This is a genomic window from Corynebacterium sp. HMSC05D03 (assembly GCF_001807205.1).
Lineage (GTDB): Bacteria > Actinomycetota > Actinomycetes > Mycobacteriales > Mycobacteriaceae > Corynebacterium > Corynebacterium aurimucosum.
The window spans coordinates 19,220-36,227 of the sequence record NZ_KV788162.1 but is presented as its reverse complement, the minus strand read 5'-3'; the positions used below and the strand labels follow the sequence as shown (position 1 = coordinate 36,227).

The window sequence follows — 17,008 nt, the reverse complement described above, 5'->3', positions numbered from 1 at the left end:
ATCAGTGTGAGGGTGCCGAGGCTGTGGCGTTGTTTGAGTGCTGCGTGGCGGGCTTTGCGTTGTTTGCCGGTAAAGCGGGTGGGACCGAAGTAAACCTGATGCAGCTGTGAAAGCTCGGTGGCATCAGAGGCATCCGCGCCGAGCGCGCGGAGTTCATCGGGTGTGCCAGGTATATGTTCCACCAGTGCAATCCCCGAGTTGCGTAGGCGGAGGTAGGTTTCGATATCCCCCATGGGCACAGAGACTAAAACAGGTCTATGCACCCCGCAACCGGAGGAAGAAAATTCCTGGTTAGAGGGGTAATAGGGCTGGTAGGAGAAAAGCCCCTCAGATGAGGGGCTTAACGAGACTGAACAGATACGCTCAGCAGAGTGCTTTACTTAGACTCGGTCGAGGCGCAGGCCGCGCCGATGATGCCAAGCGCAGCCAGCAGACCGAGACCACCGGCAGCGTACTGAGCTTCGCGCGGGATGTTGCGGGCCATCGACTCAATCTGCTTCCGGACCGGCTCGAAGCCCGGTATGTTGAACTGTGTATTGGCAAACCCAAGGAAGGCCAGCGGGATGGCAAGGGCTGCGGGGATGGCGAGACCGAGGGCAGTCGGCAGGCAGCGCTCGCCAGTAGAAGAACCGGTTCGGCTGGCAGGCTTGCTGTCTACCTTGATGGTTTCGGAAGTGCCATCGGTGTACTTCACAACGAGGTTGCCCGCAGCGTCAGTGGTCACGGACTCGATGCCACGGCCATCCTTGCCGTCTTGACCATCGGTTCCGTCCTTACCGTCTTTGCCGTCGCTACCCGGTGAGCCCTGGTCGCCCTTCGGTCCGACAAGGAGGCCGAGATTATCGGTTGTGCCGTCGGTGTAGGTGACGATGACCTCGCCCCTGTCGTTGGTGGTCACGGACTCAATACCACGGCCGTCTTTGCCTGGCTCGCCGTCAGCGCCGTCGGTGCCATCCTGGCCATCGGCACCGACAACATTGCCGGCGTCTTCGGTGGTGTCGTCGGTGTAGGTGATGATGAGGCGACCCTCGTCGTTGATGGTGACAGACTTGATGCTGCGAGACTCATCAGCCTGATCCGAGTCTTCAGCTGGATCCGGATTCTCAACAGAGCCGCAGCCCTCGAGCTCGTCCGCAGAGCGTTTCACCGTCGCAAGGTTGAAGCCCACTTTGACCGGGTCATGGTCAGAGGAGCGGTACGGGTTATCGGCTTCGAAAACGTCGCCGCCTGTGTAGTTGCGGCGAGAGTACTCCATGGCGATTGGCTCGTCAGAGTTGATGTTCCAGGTCTGCGCGGCCTGCGCGTCGACGTGCTCGTTGGCCAGGATGTGGTCCAGGGAACCGAGGCGGCCGGAGAACTGGTAGGAGGCCACGTCCTGCCAGTCCTCCTGCGCATTGAGTTCTTCCACCGGGATGGTGTAGCCGGCGTTGCGGAAGACGGAGATGGCATCTTCCTTGGAGTAGGCGTTCAGGTCACCCATGACGAAGGTGGCCTTCTTCTGCCACTGCGGCTGCTTGGCCAGCCCATCGAGGACGGCCTGGGCGTGGGCGTTGCGCACGTTCGGGTTGTTGCCCTGGCCGTCGCCGGTATCCGCATCACCGTTCGCCACAGAGCCCTTGGACTTGAAATGGTTGGTCACCACCACGAAGGAATCGGGACCTTCAACAGCGCACTTATCGGAGACCGGCTGAAACTCCGCGGCGAGCGGGGTGCGGGCGGTGCCCTTGAAGCGGGCGTCCTCAAGCAAGGTGGCCTCACCCACCGGCTTAACGCGGTCCTTCTTGTAGATGATTGCGGTGCGGATGACATCCGTATCGGCTGAGGCGTTCGCCGGGGCCTTGACGTAATCCCACTTCTCAGAACCCGCGCGGGAGTTGAGCTCACCCACGAGGTACTTCACAGCATCGTCGTAGGAACCGCCCACGGTGTTGGCGGCGTTCTCAATCTCCGACAGGCCGATAACATCGGCGTCGAGTCCCTCCAGCGCGGTGAGGATCTTGCCCTTCTGGTCGTTGAACGCGGACTCGGACCACGCGCCGCGGAAGGTGGGGCTGTCAGAACCCACGCCGTTGCCAAAGCGGTCATTGTAGGATTTCGCGCCGTTGTCTTCGCCCAGGTTGATGAAGAAGTTGAGCACGTTAAACGCCGCCACGGTGTAATCGCCAGCCACCTGCGGGGCCTCCGGACGGGCCGGGTCCCACGTAATTGGCAGATCTGCGGTAGCGGAGTCACCCGTAATCATCGTGGTGGGCTGGAAGCGCCACTGCTCGTGGCCGTAACCCAGGATGACGCCGGAGTCCGCGAACTCCACCTGGTTCGTCGTGCGAATCGTCTTCACATCCGAGCCGTTCTGCATGATGTACGGCAGCTTCGCCGACGCGCCATCGCGGGTGAAGTCACGGGTGGAGCCGTCATCCACGATGACGTACTTCGCCGCGTTAGAGGCTTCCATGTCCTTTTGCTCCTGGGTGCCAGGGGAGACAATATCGGTGGGCTGGCGCAGCGCCTCGGTGCCCGGTGCTAGACCGAGCTCGCCGTAGCGGTTGAGACCATAGTTATCGGTCACGGTGTGCACGCCAGGCTTGAGAAGCATGGACTCGAGCTTCTCTCGCTCCTCATCTCCCTCGGGTAGGGCATCGATGGCGAGCGGGGTGACGAGATCGAGTGCGGTGTCGAGGACGGAGCCTTGGGCAAGGGCGATTTGGGTCTGCCCGTAGTACTCATCAACGGTGCCGGTGACCTCGACGGATTCCCCAATCTTTGGGTAGAAGCCGGTGCCGCCGGTGTAGACGAAGACAGCCTCAGAGGCCTCTGCCGGTACGGTGTCGCCCGTGCCCGGGGTCTGGATGGTGAAGCCGTTGAGGGACTTCTCACCCTGCCACACGGCGGTGACAACACCCTGGGTGGTGACGTTCTGTCCCTTGAGCGGGGACTCCGCGCCGGTGCCCTGGATTTCCGGGATGGTGACGGATGCGCCCGGCTCGGCCGGCTGTGGGTCCTCCGGCGCGGTGGCGCCACCGCCGGAGGAAGTAGGAGTCGGGGCGGCGGTGCTGAAGTCGGCGGCGTTGTCGTCGGTGTCGGTGCCGGCGTCATCGCGCTGCGCGGAGGTGGTGTTGCTCAAGGAAGAGGTAGGGGAGCCCTCGCTGAGCGACGCCTCCCCGTACCCCACCAAGTCCACCTCAGCGCCAGAGGCGTCGTAAAGCTTCACCGAGCCCTTGGAGCCGGACAGATTCAGGTTCCCCTCTGCATCAGGAGCAGGAAGCGGCTCACCGGTACCGCCACCACCTTCCTGGATGAGGAAGTGGCCCGCGGCCGGGAGGGAACCGGACAGCTCGTGCTTTCCGCCAGAGTTGCCGGAGGCGGACAGGTACTCCACGGACCAGCCAGTGAGGTCGAGGTCAGCCGAGGTGGGGTTATAAAGCTCGATGAAATCGTGGTTAAACGCGGCACCCTTGTTGCCGCCGCCACCGTAGACTTCGGAGATGACGGCGTTGGAGCCGTCCACAAAAGCGCTGGCCTGGGGGACAACAATGCAGGTGGAGACAAGGGCAGCGATGGCAAGTGAGCCAATGCGTTTGAAATGCATGAGAGGTTCCTTGGATAGGTGAGAAAAGGGCAGCGCATCTCGTTCTACCTGGGTTTCGGGGCACGTGATACCGGAGCGCAGAGGGTGAGCTGGGGGTTAAGGTGGGATTCCCCAAGAATTCTTCAACCGTTTGGTTTGAATTCATCACCCCCAAAGATTCCGAATCTTTCTTGCCGGCGGGATAGACTGGCGGGGCACCTATACTCACGCACAGTAAGGCAAAATTTTCATGGCTCGTGTAGTTGTCAATGTCATGCCCAAGGCCGAGATTTTGGACCCGCAAGGCCAGGCCGTCGTTCGCGCGCTGGGCCGCCTGGGGGTTGCTGGTGTCAGCGACGTGCGCCAGGGCAAGCGTTTTGAGATTGAAGTTGATGATTCGGTCAGCGCCGAGGAACTCGAGAAGGTGGCTTCCACCTTGCTGGCCAACACCGTGATCGAGGATTACGAGGTCATCCAGTAATGAAGATCGGCGTTATTACCTTCCCTGGCACGCTTGACGACGTCGACGCGGCCCGCGCCGCCCGCACCGCCGGCGCCGACGTCGTGTCCCTGTGGCATGCGGATGAAGACCTGCGAGGAGTGGACGCCGTCGTTGTTCCCGGTGGCTTTTCCTACGGTGACTACCTGCGCTCCGGCGCTATTTCGGCGCTGGCCCCGGTGATGCGCGCGGTGGTGGAAGCAGCGAATAATGGCATGCCAGTGCTCGGCATCTGCAACGGCTTCCAGATTTTGACGGAGGCCGGCCTGCTGCCCGGAGCCTTGACCCGCAACCAGGGCCTGCACTTCCACTGCGTGGATACCTACCTCGAGGTGGAGAACGCACAGACCTCCTGGACCAGCGAGTTTGAGCAGGGCCAGCGAATCCTGATTCCGGCGAAGCACGGCGAGGGCCGCTTCCAGGCGGATGCGGAGACCGTGGAACGCTTGGAGGGCGAAGGCCGCGTGGTCTTCCGCTATACCGATAACTTCAACGGCTCCATCAACGGCATCGCCGGCATCACCAATGAGGCCGGCAACGTGGTGGGGCTGATGCCGCACCCAGAGCACGCCATCGATCTTCTCACCGGTCCGTCCACCGACGGTCTGGGTTTGTTTGTGTCCGCCCTCAAGGTCGTCGCTTAACCCGCGCCGACGGTTATAAGGAGAAACAATGACCGTACACAACGACACCGTCGAGCAGGCCACGCAGGACGCGGACCTGGAGCAGCCCTACCGCGAGTTGGGCCTGAAGGATGACGAATACGCGCACATCCGCGAGATCCTGGGCCGCCGCCCTACCGACGCCGAGCTGACCATGTACTCGGTGATGTGGTCGGAGCACTGCTCCTATAAGTCCTCCAAGACGCACCTGCGCTACTTCGGCGAGACCATGACTGAGGAGATGGGCTCCAAGATCCTCGCCGGCATCGGTGAAAACGCCGGCGTGGTGGATATCGGGGACGGCAACGCGGTGACCTTCCGTGTGGAGTCCCACAATCATCCGTCCTACGTGGAGCCGCACCAAGGTGCTGCCACCGGCGTGGGCGGCATTGTCCGCGACATCATGGCCATGGGCGCTCGCCCGATTGCCGTGATGGACCAGCTGCGCTTCGGCCCGGCGGATGCCCCCGACACCAAGCGCGTTTTGCCTGGCGTGGTTGGCGGTATTTCGCACTACGGCAACTGCTTGGGCCTGCCCAACATTGGCGGCGAAACCGTTTTTGATGAGTCTTATGCTGGCAACCCGCTGGTTAACGCGCTGTGCGTGGGAACGCTGAAGGTGGAGGACCTGAAATTGGCCTTCGCCTCCGGTACTGGAAACAAGGTCATGCTCTTCGGCTCGCGCACCGGCCTCGATGGCATCGGTGGCGTGTCCGTGTTGGCTTCTGACACCTTCGAGGACGGCGCGGAGCGCAAGCTGCCGGCCGTTCAGGTGGGCGACCCGTTCGCGGAGAAGGTCCTCATCGAGTGCTGCCTGGAGCTGTACAAGTCCGGCATCGTCGTGGGCATCCAGGACTTGGGCGGCGCGGGCCTGGCGTGCGCCACCTCCGAGCTGGCCGCCGCCGGTGATGGCGGCATGGAGATCAACCTGGACAACGTCCCGCTGCGTGCCAAGGACATGACCGCCGCAGAGATCCTCGCCTCCGAGTCCCAGGAGCGCATGTGTGCTGTGGTGACCCCGGAGAACGTGGAGAAGTTCAAGGAGATCTGCGCGCGGTGGGATGTCACCTGCGCTGAGATTGGTGAGGTCACCACCGGTAAGCACCTCATCATTCGCCACCAAGGCGAGGTCGTTGTGGATGCCCCGGCCGGCACCATCGCGGACGAGGCCCCGGTCTACGACCGCCCCTACGCCCGCCCGGAGTGGCAGGATGCGCTGCAGGAGTTCAAGGGCGTCGAGAAGCAGGACCTCACCGTGGCGCTGAAGAAGCTCGTGGCCTCCCCGGCGCTGTGCTCCCGTGATTTCATCACCGAGCAGTATGACCGCTACGTGCGCGGCAACACCGTGCAGTCCCATCACGCGAACGCTGGTGTGCTGCGCATCGACGAGGAGACCGGCCGCGGTATCGCGGTATCGGCTGATGCTTCTGGGCGCTACACCAAGCTGGATCCGAACATGGGCACACGCCTGGCGTTGGCGGAGGCCTACCGCAACGTCGCTGTGACCGGTGCCCGCCCGGTCGCCATCACCAACTGCCTCAACTACGGCTCCCCGGAGAACCCGGACGTAATGTGGCAGTTCCGCGAGTCCGTGCACGGGCTTGCCGACGGCGCCGTGGAGCTCGGCATCCCCGTGTCCGGTGGCAACGTCTCCTTCTACAACCAAACCGGCGAGGAGCCGATCTTGCCGACGCCCGTCGTAGGCGTCCTGGGTGTCATCGACGACGTCCACACGTCCATCGGCAACGAGCTTGGACGCGTAGAGGAGCCGGAGGTCCTTGTTCTGCTGGGTGAGACCAAGGATGAGTTCGGTGGTTCCATCTGGCAGCAGGTAAGCGCTCGTGAACAAGGTCACGAGTCAGAGAAGGGACTCAATGGCCTGCCGCCACAGGTGGACCTGGCCAACGAGCAGCGTCTCGCGGACTTCTTCGTGGGCAACGAAGGCCTGACCGCTGCACACGACATCTCCGAAGGTGGCCTCGCCGTCACCGCATTCGAGATGGCCAAGCGCAGCGGCGTGGGCCTGAGCCTGGATCTGTCTAAGGTCCACGAGGACGCCTTCGTGGCAGCCTTCTCTGAGTCCGCCTCCCGAGTGCTGGTAGCAACGACCGCTGACCGCGTCGACATGCTGCTGCAGCGCGCCGAGGAGTGCGGCGTTCCGGCCGTCGTCGTCGGCCAGACCACCGACAACGGTGAGCTGGAGCTGGGCGGCGAGTCCGTTGCTGTTTCCGAGTTGCGCGAAGCTTGGGCGGCGACCCTGCCGGACCTCTTCGGTCACGCCGTCGGCGCGAACTCCGTCGTGGAGTAAAACGCGCAGTTCCGCTCAGCAGCGTTGACGCTGCATCAGCCCGGCTTCGGCCGGGCTTTTCCTTTTCCGAGTCATTTAAATTGTTTCTTCATCCCAGTTGCCATGAATACCGATACTGGCTTTTTCGACAAGAGGATTGGTGAGGAAGTGTCCATTTAACAAGGCCACTACTTTTTCAGGCCACGTGGTTCCAGGAGACACAGTCCGCAGTAAATGCGCCATGCTTATCAAAGCGCCGAATAACTTCTCACTTTGATTCTCTGGAAGGATGTGTAGGTTTCCATTGTTCCGGATAACCTCAGTTGGAGCCGGAGCAAATGAACGATTCCACAGCCTTCCATGGTGGGCACATGTATTCCGAATGACAGTTAGCTGCTCGAGCCAACTCGCCAGCGGATGTTTCTTCGTAAGTCTTTGCTTCTGATTCCTAATCAAACTAGAGAAGTTGATCTTTATATTCAGCGCTTCCGAAATTGACCGTTGATCGTTGGATCCTAAGCCTGCATAGAGCTTTGAAATGTCCGAAAAATCGAGCACTTCAGCCACAACCCACATGGGATACTGTCCACCGTATTCATCAATGTAGTGCTTCACGGCGTCGCTCTTCTTCGCTCTCGCAAGCCGACCGTACGCTGTACTCAGCCACGACACGTGGTCAAAGTTTGGCCGAAAGTCGTCTGAACGGAGATAGAAAGTAGGATCATTGGGGTGTCGAGTACACAGTAGCTCGACGAGCTTGGTGCGCATCGCAACCTCGATTCGCTCCATACCATCATGAATCAGGGTACGGAGTTTCCGATCGGCTTCATATAAGGAGACGACGTCGGCAAAGTCAGTACCATCGACGAAGCTGCTAATTCGGCTAGTTCCGTCTTCAGTGAACTGTCTAGCCGGATACCAATAGGCGGAAAGCCGGTAGTAGCTGACGTGTGAAAACCATTGTTCAGCTAAAGCTCTGTCGATCTTCATGCCGCGGCTTTGCAGGCGAAGAATGTGTTCGCCAATGGTCGCTGCTGGCTTGAGCGTAGAAGACATGAAAAGCCAATCTAGAGGTGGGATGTGTTGCCACGATGACAGTGTTGGCGAGACTGCGCAAATAGAGATCCAGCCCACTCCGTGTTTCCGAAGGGAACCGGGCGGGCTGAACTATTAACCAAAATTTTACCGCAGAATCTTGACATGCGTCAATCCCTTTTTTCGGGCAAACGTGAACCTTGAAGATCTAGTTGTTTAGCTGAGGGTTAGTGGAATCAAATCCTGCAGTGGGTATATTTCGTGGTCGTGGTGATGAAGGGGGCTTGCGTCTGCAGTGAAGCGACAACCAGTCAAAACTTAGGCGCCGATAGTGCGGGCGATGGTCTGGTCCCAACTCAGCTTCATCTGGTGGGAGAAGAGGTTGAAGGTGTGCGAACCCTGGGGGCTGAAGTAGCGGTTCACGCGCACCCCGGCGTTGCGGGCGTTGCGGGTGAATTCCTCCGAGCACTGGTTGGCCACCATCTCTACCGCGCGGGGGCCCAGCCACTGGGCGGGGCTGTTGGTGCCATCGATGGGGCCCGGGGCGCCGGAGGCCGAGCCCACGAAGACCTCGACGTCGCGCAGGCGTCCGGGGTTGGCGTTGGGGTCGTGCTCGAACCACTGCGGGGAGCCTGGCAGGCCCCAGGCATTGAAGGAGGAGCCGCCGCCGTAGGCAATCATCGCGGTGGAGGTAGGGAAACCAATCGCACCGGAGCGCACCGGACAACCGGAGTAGGAGGCTGCGGCTTTGTAGCGCTGTGGGGCGTGGCCGGCGATGTCGAGTGCGGCGCCGCCAGTAGAAGAAATGCCGCCGATGGCATCGCGGCCGGTGCCGTGGAATTCGGCGTCGATCAGCGGGGGCAACTCAGCGGTCATGTAGGTGTTCCACTTGTTGACCCCCAGGATGGGATCCTCGGCATTCCAATCGGTGTAGAGAGAGTAGGCACCGCCGAGCGGCATTACGACGTTGACGTTCTTGCCCACGGCCCAATGACGGATATCGGAGTGGGTCATCCAGTTCATGCCCGCTTGGCCGCCCTCTACGCCGGGCAGCAGGTAGAAGGAGGGGCGCGGCTTATCGCCCTCAGGGAGCAGGACGTTATTAGAAATCACCGCATGATTGGCCGGGGACCAGACGTCCACCACCCAGTGGTTGCCGCCCATGTGGCGCTTAGAGGTAATGAAGGCCTTGTCACCGAGCCAGGGCTGCGGGTTGGTCACGCGCGAGGAAACCTCGCCGATGGTGCTGGACTGGGCGGAGGCGGAGTCGATGCCTGCCGACGCCGCTCCCAGCGCCACCATGGTAGCTGCGAACAGCGCCGCGGTGCGGCGAGAGCGTGAGACAAAGGAAAGCATAATGTGGGTAGTTTACGTGGCTAGTGCCCTCGTGCTGCAAATATTGGAAGAAAAACTGGAGGAAACTTTCGCTCCACCCTTGTCTGCCGCAATGCTCGGCCGTATAGTTACGGATACGTAAGTTTTGGGAGTGAATGCGTTATGCGCACGACCCGCATCTCAGGCAAGGCAAGGCCCCCACTATGAACGCACCTAGTGCTCACATATCTTCCCCGCAGGAATCGCCAGCTGCAGAAAGCCCTATGCGTGATCGCAGCACCATGGAGCAGCGCATTCAGCGCACCTACTGGATGGCGGACCGCGGCCCACGCCCACTCACGCGTGGCTGGGGTCACCTCTTTGCTGCGCTTGCGTCCCTGATCGCATCGACAGTGTTGATTACCTTTGCGTGGATGACGCTGCCGTGGTGGCAGGGGTTAGCAGTAACGGTTTATGGCGTCGGCGTGGTTGGCCTCTTTACAGTCTCGGCGCTGTACCACCGCTGGCCATGGGTATCGATGCGTGCTGTGCAGTGGTGGCGGCGTGCTGATCACGCGACGATTTCGGTGTTCATCGCGGCGACCTACACGCCGCTGTGTGCCATCGTGCTGGAGCCCACGCAGGCGCTATGGATGCTGACTGCTGCGTGGGTGGGCGCCACCATGGGGGTTGTCTTGAACTTGGTGTGGATTAATCATCCGCGGTGGCTGGACGTGGTGGTCTATCTCGTGCTGGGTTGGCTCATCCTGCCTCTGTTGCCGAATCTGTGGCACTCCGCAGGGCCGGCCGTGGTGTGGCTGCTTTTTGCGGGTGGCGTGGTCTATTCAGTGGGGGCGCTGATGTACGGCTTCAAGTGGCCGGGTCGCAACGCACGTTGGTATGGCTACCACGAGCACTTCCACACCGCGACGATTGCCGCGGCGGTGGTGCACATGGTAGCCATCTGGATGGTTGTTGCGGGCTAGCTTTAAAGGATCTATTGAAAGCGTCTATTAGGCGTTGGTGAGGTCCTCCGCGAGGGGAAATTCGACAACTAGGCCTTGGCAGAGCACACGTGCGTTAGGGTTGCCGTCCCAGGTGGGGTTGAAACCAACAGCGCGCAGCGCTTCGACGAGTTGCTCGCCAACGCTTGCTGGCGTGCTGAGCTCGTCATCGGTTTTCATGGTGCCGAAACCGAAGAAGAGGTCGCCGGTGTGAATCAGCCTGTCGACGTCCTGCATGTGGCAGTAAACATATCCTGCGGCATCGTCTTCTTGCGCTTGTTCGGCTCCGCACTCAGCGCCGTCGGAGGCGTCCCAGCCCTCGTCGAAGCTGAAAGCTAGGTTGTGCTGTCGCAGTTCATCCCGAAGGGCGTCGAGGCGCTGTGCATCAGCAGACTTTTCTGTAACTTTTTGAGCGTAATCGGCGGCAACTTCGTCGATGATGGCGTCGAAATCTTCTGGGAACGGGTCCTTGCGCACCATCTCCCACTCGGCTGGGGAATCGAGGAGTTCGAAGAAGTCGTTGTGAATGTCCCGGCGTGAGTGGCCGTGGCACAGATGCAGCGAGATGTTGTTGCGAAGGGTTCCGGAGACCAAGATGTCTTCGGAAGGCGGGAAGGAACTGGAGAACATGGAGTGTGATGTGGTCATGCCTGTGGATGGTAGATGCGGGATACTGACAGTGGCCGAAAACTGGGCGAAAGCAGGGAGGGCACCCCGCCAGGTAGCGGAAGTGCCCTCGAGATGCGTGGTGTGACTAGACGTGGAGCGGATCCACTCCGGCCTCGGTGAGCATCGGGATGTTGTGTACCTCAGGCGGAACGCCGAAGGCATCCACGAGTACGACGGACCATGGTGCGAGCGAATCGACGAGGTCGTTGATAGCAGCGCGGGCGGCCTTCATGCGGCCGGCCGGAATCAGGTTGTGCTCCTGGTACCAGCCCGCGTGCTGAACCAAGGTGTCGAAGACAAAGAGGTGGCGCAGCTGCTCGAAGACCTGGCGTGCCAGCGAACCTTCCTCCAGACGCTCCTCTGCCTCAATCATGGCTTGGACCAACAAGGTATCCACACGGGCCCAGCCGGCGGCGATGAGGTGATCCTGGCACTGGTCCACGATGGCAGCAGCCTGCACCTTATCGGCCTTGCGGGCTGGCTGGATGCGGCGCACGAGGGAGAAGAGGATGGACTGGGCACGGTCGTCGATCAGCTTGGCCTGGTAGGTGGCGTCGAAAAGCGAAGCCTCAGAAGGATTCACGCGGTCCACCAGGCTTTGCAGGCGGGTGGTGAACCCGTAGCGGCGGCGAACCACGTCGGTGGCGGTGGAGGCCGCGTATTTTACGGTGTCCCACGGGCTCATGTCATTCATCGCCCGGCCATAGGCGGTGAGCAGGTTCTTGCCCACCATCTGGATGAGCACGGTGTTATCGCCCTCGAAGGTGGCGAAGACATCGGAGTCGGCACGGTAGGTAGTCAGGCGGTTCTCCGACATGTAGCCAGCACCGCCACAAGCTTCGCGGCATTCCTGGATGGTGCGGGTGGCGTGCTGGGTCTGCGCGGATTTGATGGCCGCAGCCAGGGATTCCATCTCGCGGGAGGCGAACTTCTGCTCTTCGGTCGGTTCCGTCACAGACCAGGTGCCGGCCTCATGCTGATCGTTTTGCTCCTGGTAGCGTTCCAGAATCTGGTTGTAGAGCAGGTGCAGCGCGTAAGTACGGGCCAGCGGAATGAGCAGGCGGCGACGGTGCTGACGGTGCTCGATGAGGCGCTTTTCCGCGCCGGTGGCTCCTTCGAACTGGCGGCGGCGGTTGGCGTAGCGGATGGCGATGTCCAGGGAGGCCTCGGTGGCCGCGCCCGCTGCGCCGGATACACCGATGCGGCCGCGGATAAGCGTGCCCAGCATGGTGAAGAAGCGGGCATTCTTGGACTCGATCGGGGAGGAGTACTTACCCTTCTCATCGACATCGGCGAAGCGGTTGAGCAGGTTCTCGCGTGGCACGCGGACGTTGTCGAAGCGCAGGGTGCCATTGTCCACACCCACCAAACCACCCTTGTGGCCATGATCGCCCAGGGTGACGCCTGGTAGCTCGTTGCCTTCTTCATCGCGGATAGGGACGATGATGGCGTGGACGCCATGGGAGCGGCCATCGCTGTCCGGGGTAATGAGCTGGGTGAAGACGACGGCCGCACGGCCATCCTTGGCGGCGTTGCCGATGTAGTTCTTCACCGCGGAATCGGAGGGGGTGTTGATGATGAACTCATCGGTCTCCGGGTCGAAGGTTGCGGTGGTCTCTAGGGATTGTACGTCGGAGCCGTGGCCGCGCTCGGTCATGGCGAAACAGCCCGGAAGCTCCAGGCTGGCGGCCTTGTTGATCCAGTCGAGGTGGCGCTCGGTGCCCAGCTGATCTAGCGCGCCACCCCACAGGCCCCACTGCACACCGGACTTGATGGCCAGCGAGCCATCAACCCAAGCTAGGCCCTCGAGGGTGAAGGTGGAGAGATTCGGTTTGCCGGCGCCGCCGTGTGCGCTGCGCAGGCCGTGGCTGAATCCGCCGAAATCGCGAACCTTGGAGAGGTTCTCAAAGGTGTGCTGGCGCTGCTCCGCCATGGACAGGTGGGGCTTTGGGAAGAGCTCCGGGTCATTGAGGAAGGTGCGCAGTTCCTGGCGGAAGGCGGCATGGGGGCCGTCGAGAAGCGCGGCAAGTTCGGTGGCAACGGAAGGCTTGGGGGTGGTGGGCAGGCGGTGCGGGCTGCGGGCCTCCGCCTTGGGTGCATCGGTGGTGGCTTGGTTGTTGAGCTCTGGGGAGACGGGTTTCTTGTCTGAAGAAGACTTGGTGAGTGCCATGATGGGGGTCCTTTCTGAGAGGGCGGTGCTTAACGCTCGACGATGGCTGCGACACCCTGGCCGCCGGCGGCGCAGATGGAAATGAGGGCGCGTCCGCCGCCGTTTTTCTCAAGAATCTTGGCCGTGGTGGCGAGGATGCGGGTGCCGGTAGCGGCGAAGGGGTGACCGGCTGCTAGAGAAGAGCCCTTGACATTGAGCTTGGCGCGGTCGATGGGGCCGAGTGCAGACTGCAGGCCGAGGCGCTCGCGACAGTAGGTCTCGTCCTCCCATGCAGACAGGGTGGCGAGTACCTGGGAGGCGAAGGCCTCGTGGATCTCGTAGAAATCGAAATCCTGCAGGCTTAGGTTGTTGCGCTCGAGCAGGCGCGGGACCGCGTAGGTGGGGGCCATGAGTAGGCCGTCGGGGCCGTGGACAAAGTCGACGGCCGCGGTCTCGGAGTCCACCAGGAAGGCGCGGGGTTCGATGTTGTGTTCGGCAGCCCACTCTTCAGAGCTGAGGAGGGCCACGGAGGCGCCGTCGGTCAGCGGCGTGGAGTTGCCTGCGGTCATGGTGGCCTGCGTGCCGTGCTGCTCGGCATCGCGTTTACCAAAGACTGGCTTCAGCTTGGCTAGGGACTCCAGGGAGGAGTCCGGGCGCAGGTTGGTATCGCGATTGACGCCGAGGAAGCCGGTGGTGAGGTCATTGAAGAAGCCCTCCTCCCAGGCCTTGTGGAGGTTCTGGTGGGAGGCGAGTGCCAGCTCGTCCTGGGCTTCGCGGCTGACGTTCATCTCGCGGGCGGTGATGGCGGCGTGGTCACCCATGGAGAGCCCAGTGCGGGGTTCGCCATTCTGCGGCTGCTCCGGAGCCAGCTGCGATGGGCGGATGGAGCCGACGAGCTGTGCGCGCTGTGCGGCGGTCTTGGCACGGGTGAGGTTGAGCAGTGTGCGTCGCAGCGTGTCATTGACAGCCAGCGGGGCGTCTGAGGTGGTGTCCGTTCCTCCTGCGATGCCGGCGGAGATGCGTCCTTGGGCGATGGCATCGCCGACGTGGATGGCTGCCGCAAGGGAAGTGCAGCAGGCCTGCTGCATATCGATAGCTGGCGTCGTGGAATCGAGGGCGGAGCCGAGTACGGATTCGCGGGTGAGGTTGAAATCGCGGGAGTGCTTGAGAACTGCGCCGGCTGCCACGAGGCCTAGGCGTTCATCGTGCAACCCGTAGCGTGCCACGAGGCCATCCAGCGCACTGGTAAGCATGTCCTGGTTGGACGCATGAGCGTACTGCTTATTGGAGCGAGCAAAGGGAATGCGGTTGCCACCCAGGATGGCTACGCGGTGCGGGGGGTTGGTCATTGAAAACTCCTTCGCGAGTGGTCTTGTGCGAATCGTCCCAGTGGGAGGGGGTAGCAACCCGACTGTTTATTTCGCGTCACAACTAAAGTGATATTGTTAGTTCTATCACTTAATTAACTAACCTTGCAACCGCTCGATCAAGGCTTGCAAGGTTGTGAAGAACCGAGAGAGGAACAGGCCAGCCTATGCCGCACGTCACATTTGCTGAGAAGCTCATCAACTCACCGCTCGCCGCCAAAGCAGGAGTACCGCAGGGGTACCCCCTGCGCCGCCACAAGGTAGGGGAACCGGCGCTCGATGGTCCCATTGTCATCGGCGGTCAGGGGCGCATCGCAGACTTCTTGCGCTCCCAGCTAGCCGTGGACTACCAGGTCATCAACTCTTCGGCAGAGGCGAAGCGCGCTGCCCTCGTTTTTGACGCCACCGGCCTAGACACCCCTGAACAGCTGCGTGAGCTTTATGACTTCTTCAACCCCCAGATGCGCAACCTCCTGCCATGCGCGCGCTTGGTAGTTGTCGGTACCACCCCGGAGGCGGCAGATACCATCGACGCCCGCATTAGCGCACGCGCCCTCGAAGGCTTTACCCGTTCTTTGGCTAAGGAGATGCGCAAGGGCGGCACTGTGAACCTGGTGTGGGTAGACCCCGCGGCCACCTCAGAGGTGGAGTCCACGGTCCGCTTCTTTCTTTCCGGAAAGTCGGCTTTCGTGGATGGGCAGGTTGTGCGCGTCAGCGCCCAGGGACAGGTTCCTTCCGGGCATAGCAGTGGGACACAGAACTGGGAGCAGCCACTCGATGGGCGGCTTGCAGTGGTGACCGGTGCCGCCCGCGGTATCGGCGCCACCATCGCGGAAGTGCTGGCGCGCGACGGTGCCAGCGTTATCTGTATCGACGTCCCACAGGCCAGCGAGCACCTGGCAAAGACCGCGAACAAGGTCAAAGGCACCGCGCTGCCTCTCGACGTCACTGACCCTCAGGCCGCGGACAAGATTGCCCAGCACGCCCAGGAGCGCCATGGCCGAGCTATTGACGTCATCGTTCACAACGCCGGCATTACCCGTGACAAGCTTATGGCCAATATGAATGAAGGCCAGTGGGATGCTGTCCTGGCCGTTAACCTTCTGGCGCCGGTGCGTATCACCGAAAACCTTCTGGAGTCTGGCTCCCTCGCACCGGGTGCGGCCGTGGTCGGTGTGTCCTCCATGGCCGGCATCTCCGGTAACCGCGGCCAAACGAACTACGCCACCACCAAGGCCGGCATTATCGGGCTGGTCGACGCCCTGCGTCCCGTCCTCGCCGAGAATGGTTCCACCATCAATGCCGTGGCGCCGGGCTTCATTGAGACCGCCATGACCGCCGCGATGCCGACCGGCCCGCGGGAGATTGGCCGCCGCCTGAACTCACTGCAGCAGGGCGGCTTGCCTGTTGACGTCGCCGAGACCGTCGCTTTCTTCGCCTCGCCGGCCTCCGCGGCGGTAAGCGGCAACACCGTCCGCGTCTGCGGCCAGAACCTCATGGGAGCCTAAATGAACGTCACCACACTCAACGAGATTCCAGATCTTCCTGCGCTCTACCGCAGCCTGATGGTAGGTGCGGTGCCCATCCCCGGGCTGGGGGCAGGCAAGCGCAAGGTCGACGACCCACAGACTGCTTACCGGGTCGCGGGAGTGCGCGTAGACACCGAGCACCTCGCGCGCTACTGCCAAGCCACGGGCCTGCGTCTGGGCAATGAGCTGCCCGCTACTTATCTCTACGCGCTGGCCTTCCCCCTCGCCATCAAGGTGATGGCCGCCCAGGACTTTCCTTTCCCCGCTGTGGGCGTGGTGCACCTGTCCAACCGCATCGAGCGGAAACGCCCGCTGCGCGTCGACGAGAGCTGCGACATCACCGTGCATGCGGAAAACTTGCGACCACACCGCAAGGGGTTGGTCATCGATTTGGTGACCACCTACAGCGTGGAGGGGGAGGAGATCTGGCGCCAGACATCGGTCTTTCTAGGCCAAGGCGCGAAATTCACCAAGGACACCCCGCGGCAAGTGAAAACGCGCCCGGAGGCCGAGCGTTTCCTCGACTTCCCCGGCGATGAGGTGGGAACCCCCACGGCAACGCTGCGCTTTAGTGCCGAGAGCACTCGCGTCTATGCGGCGGCATCTGGCGATAAGAACCCCATTCACGTTTCCGCTGTGGGCGCCAAGCTCTTCGGCTTCCCCGCGCCCATCGCGCATGGCATGTACACGCACGCCCGTATGCTGTCGGTGCTCGACGGCACCCTTCCGGGTGCTGTTCGCATCAGCGCGGATTTCTACAAGCCCGTCATTCTTCCAGCGAGCACGGGAGTGTTTGTGGCTCCGAGCGTCGCCACAAACAGTGAAATCGGAGCCCGCACCGTTGCGTTGCGTAAGGCCAAGGACCCAAGCTCCCTCCACGTGGCGTGCCGGGTTGAGCCAGTGGACTAGCCCCTCGGCACTAGCGCCA

The 17,008-nt window shown here is 61.9% G+C and carries 12 protein-coding genes and 2 pseudogenes; 6 read left to right on the top strand and 8 right to left on the bottom strand.

Annotated elements, in window-relative coordinates; genetic code table 11:
- The 3 genes and pseudogenes from HMPREF3147_RS01785 to HMPREF3147_RS13115 form a co-directional block, all read right to left on the bottom strand.
- Positions 1-239: pseudogene (locus HMPREF3147_RS01785) on the bottom strand (HNH endonuclease); the annotation flags it as partial.
- 137 nt (positions 240-376) lie between these two features.
- Positions 377-3,121: an ExeM/NucH family extracellular endonuclease gene (locus HMPREF3147_RS01780; protein ID WP_371325729.1), complete on the bottom strand. Its 2,745-nt coding sequence runs from the start codon at positions 3,119-3,121 to the stop codon at positions 377-379.
- Positions 3,122-3,217: 96 nt separating this feature from the next.
- Positions 3,218-3,586: pseudogene (locus HMPREF3147_RS13115) on the bottom strand (lamin tail domain-containing protein); the annotation flags it as partial.
- A gap of 229 nt (positions 3,587-3,815) precedes the next feature.
- Here HMPREF3147_RS13115 and purS point away from each other — a divergent pair.
- The 3 genes from purS to purL are packed head-to-tail and all read left to right on the top strand — an operon-like array spanning position 3,816 to position 7,034.
- A complete protein-coding gene (purS, locus tag HMPREF3147_RS01775) occupies positions 3,816-4,046 on the top strand; it encodes a phosphoribosylformylglycinamidine synthase subunit PurS (RefSeq protein ID WP_039676532.1) in 231 nt (76 codons plus the stop codon).
- Positions 4,046-4,708, top strand: a complete 663-nt coding sequence (gene purQ / locus HMPREF3147_RS01770) for a phosphoribosylformylglycinamidine synthase subunit PurQ (protein WP_070443929.1) — start codon at positions 4,046-4,048, stop codon at positions 4,706-4,708. The genes purS and purQ overlap by 1 nt, the downstream gene beginning before the upstream one ends.
- 28 nt (positions 4,709-4,736) lie before the next feature.
- On the top strand, positions 4,737-7,034 hold the full coding sequence (purL, locus tag HMPREF3147_RS01765; RefSeq protein WP_070443926.1) for a phosphoribosylformylglycinamidine synthase subunit PurL: 2,298 nt from the start codon (positions 4,737-4,739) through the stop codon (positions 7,032-7,034).
- Between the two features lie 75 nt (positions 7,035-7,109).
- On the opposite strand, the gene HMPREF3147_RS01760 is transcribed toward purL, so the two are convergent.
- Both HMPREF3147_RS01760 and HMPREF3147_RS01755 read right to left on the bottom strand, forming a co-directional pair.
- The gene (locus tag HMPREF3147_RS01760) at positions 7,110-8,069 is read right to left on the bottom strand and encodes an Abi family protein (RefSeq protein ID WP_070443923.1); all 960 of its coding nucleotides are present in this window, start codon (positions 8,067-8,069) and stop codon (positions 7,110-7,112) included.
- 297 nt (positions 8,070-8,366) lie between these two features.
- Positions 8,367-9,404 (bottom strand): alpha/beta hydrolase, encoded by a 1,038-nt coding sequence (locus HMPREF3147_RS01755; RefSeq protein WP_070443920.1) that lies wholly within the window; start codon positions 9,402-9,404, stop codon positions 8,367-8,369.
- A gap of 242 nt (positions 9,405-9,646) precedes the next feature.
- On the opposite strand from HMPREF3147_RS01755, the gene HMPREF3147_RS01750 reads away from it, so the two are divergent.
- Positions 9,647-10,348 (top strand): PAQR family membrane homeostasis protein TrhA, encoded by a 702-nt coding sequence (locus tag HMPREF3147_RS01750; RefSeq protein WP_070443917.1) that lies wholly within the window; start codon positions 9,647-9,649, stop codon positions 10,346-10,348.
- A 27-nt stretch (positions 10,349-10,375) separates the two neighbouring features.
- On the opposite strand, the gene HMPREF3147_RS01745 is transcribed toward HMPREF3147_RS01750, so the two are convergent.
- The 3 genes from HMPREF3147_RS01745 to HMPREF3147_RS01735 all read right to left on the bottom strand — a co-directional run bounded on the left by HMPREF3147_RS01745 (position 10,376) and on the right by HMPREF3147_RS01735 (position 14,533).
- Positions 10,376-11,014, bottom strand: a complete 639-nt coding sequence (locus HMPREF3147_RS01745; RefSeq protein WP_070443914.1) for a DUF6891 domain-containing protein — start codon at positions 11,012-11,014, stop codon at positions 10,376-10,378.
- A 106-nt stretch (positions 11,015-11,120) separates the two neighbouring features.
- Positions 11,121-13,205 carry an acyl-CoA dehydrogenase family protein gene (locus HMPREF3147_RS01740; protein ID WP_070443911.1) on the bottom strand — a complete coding sequence of 695 codons (2,085 nt, stop codon included), beginning with the start codon at positions 13,203-13,205 and terminating at the stop codon, positions 11,121-11,123.
- A gap of 29 nt (positions 13,206-13,234) precedes the next feature.
- On the bottom strand, positions 13,235-14,533 hold the full coding sequence (locus HMPREF3147_RS01735) for an acetyl-CoA C-acetyltransferase (protein ID WP_070443909.1): 1,299 nt from the start codon (positions 14,531-14,533) through the stop codon (positions 13,235-13,237).
- 185 nt (positions 14,534-14,718) lie between these two features.
- Between HMPREF3147_RS01735 and HMPREF3147_RS01730 the strand changes: the two genes are divergently transcribed.
- Positions 14,719-16,059 carry a 3-oxoacyl-ACP reductase gene (locus HMPREF3147_RS01730; protein WP_070443906.1) on the top strand — a complete coding sequence of 447 codons (1,341 nt, stop codon included), beginning with the start codon at positions 14,719-14,721 and terminating at the stop codon, positions 16,057-16,059.
- Positions 16,060-16,989: a MaoC/PaaZ C-terminal domain-containing protein gene (locus HMPREF3147_RS01725; protein WP_070443903.1), complete on the top strand. Its 930-nt coding sequence runs from the start codon at positions 16,060-16,062 to the stop codon at positions 16,987-16,989. It abuts the gene before it with no gap.
- Positions 16,990-17,008: the final 19 nt, after the last annotated feature.

Excerpts from the sequence above, each read along its gene's own strand:
- purS (WP_039676532.1), top strand. The coding sequence starts at position 3,816 with ATGGCTCGTGTAGTTGTCAATGTCATGCCCAAGGCCGAGATTTTGGAC.
- purQ (WP_070443929.1), top strand. The coding sequence starts at position 4,046 with ATGAAGATCGGCGTTATTACCTTCCCTGGCACGCTTGACGACGTCGAC.
- purL (WP_070443926.1), top strand. The coding sequence starts at position 4,737 with ATGACCGTACACAACGACACCGTCGAGCAGGCCACGCAGGACGCGGAC.
- HMPREF3147_RS01760 (WP_070443923.1), bottom strand. The coding sequence starts at position 8,069 with ATGTCTTCTACGCTCAAGCCAGCAGCGACCATTGGCGAACACATTCTT.
- HMPREF3147_RS01755 (WP_070443920.1), bottom strand. The coding sequence starts at position 9,404 with ATGCTTTCCTTTGTCTCACGCTCTCGCCGCACCGCGGCGCTGTTCGCA.
- HMPREF3147_RS01750 (WP_070443917.1), top strand. The coding sequence starts at position 9,647 with ATGCGTGATCGCAGCACCATGGAGCAGCGCATTCAGCGCACCTACTGG.
- HMPREF3147_RS01745 (WP_070443914.1), bottom strand. The coding sequence starts at position 11,014 with ATGACCACATCACACTCCATGTTCTCCAGTTCCTTCCCGCCTTCCGAA.
- HMPREF3147_RS01740 (WP_070443911.1), bottom strand. The coding sequence starts at position 13,205 with ATGGCACTCACCAAGTCTTCTTCAGACAAGAAACCCGTCTCCCCAGAG.
- HMPREF3147_RS01735 (WP_070443909.1), bottom strand. The coding sequence starts at position 14,533 with ATGACCAACCCCCCGCACCGCGTAGCCATCCTGGGTGGCAACCGCATT.
- HMPREF3147_RS01730 (WP_070443906.1), top strand. The coding sequence starts at position 14,719 with ATGCCGCACGTCACATTTGCTGAGAAGCTCATCAACTCACCGCTCGCC.
- HMPREF3147_RS01725 (WP_070443903.1), top strand. The coding sequence starts at position 16,060 with ATGAACGTCACCACACTCAACGAGATTCCAGATCTTCCTGCGCTCTAC.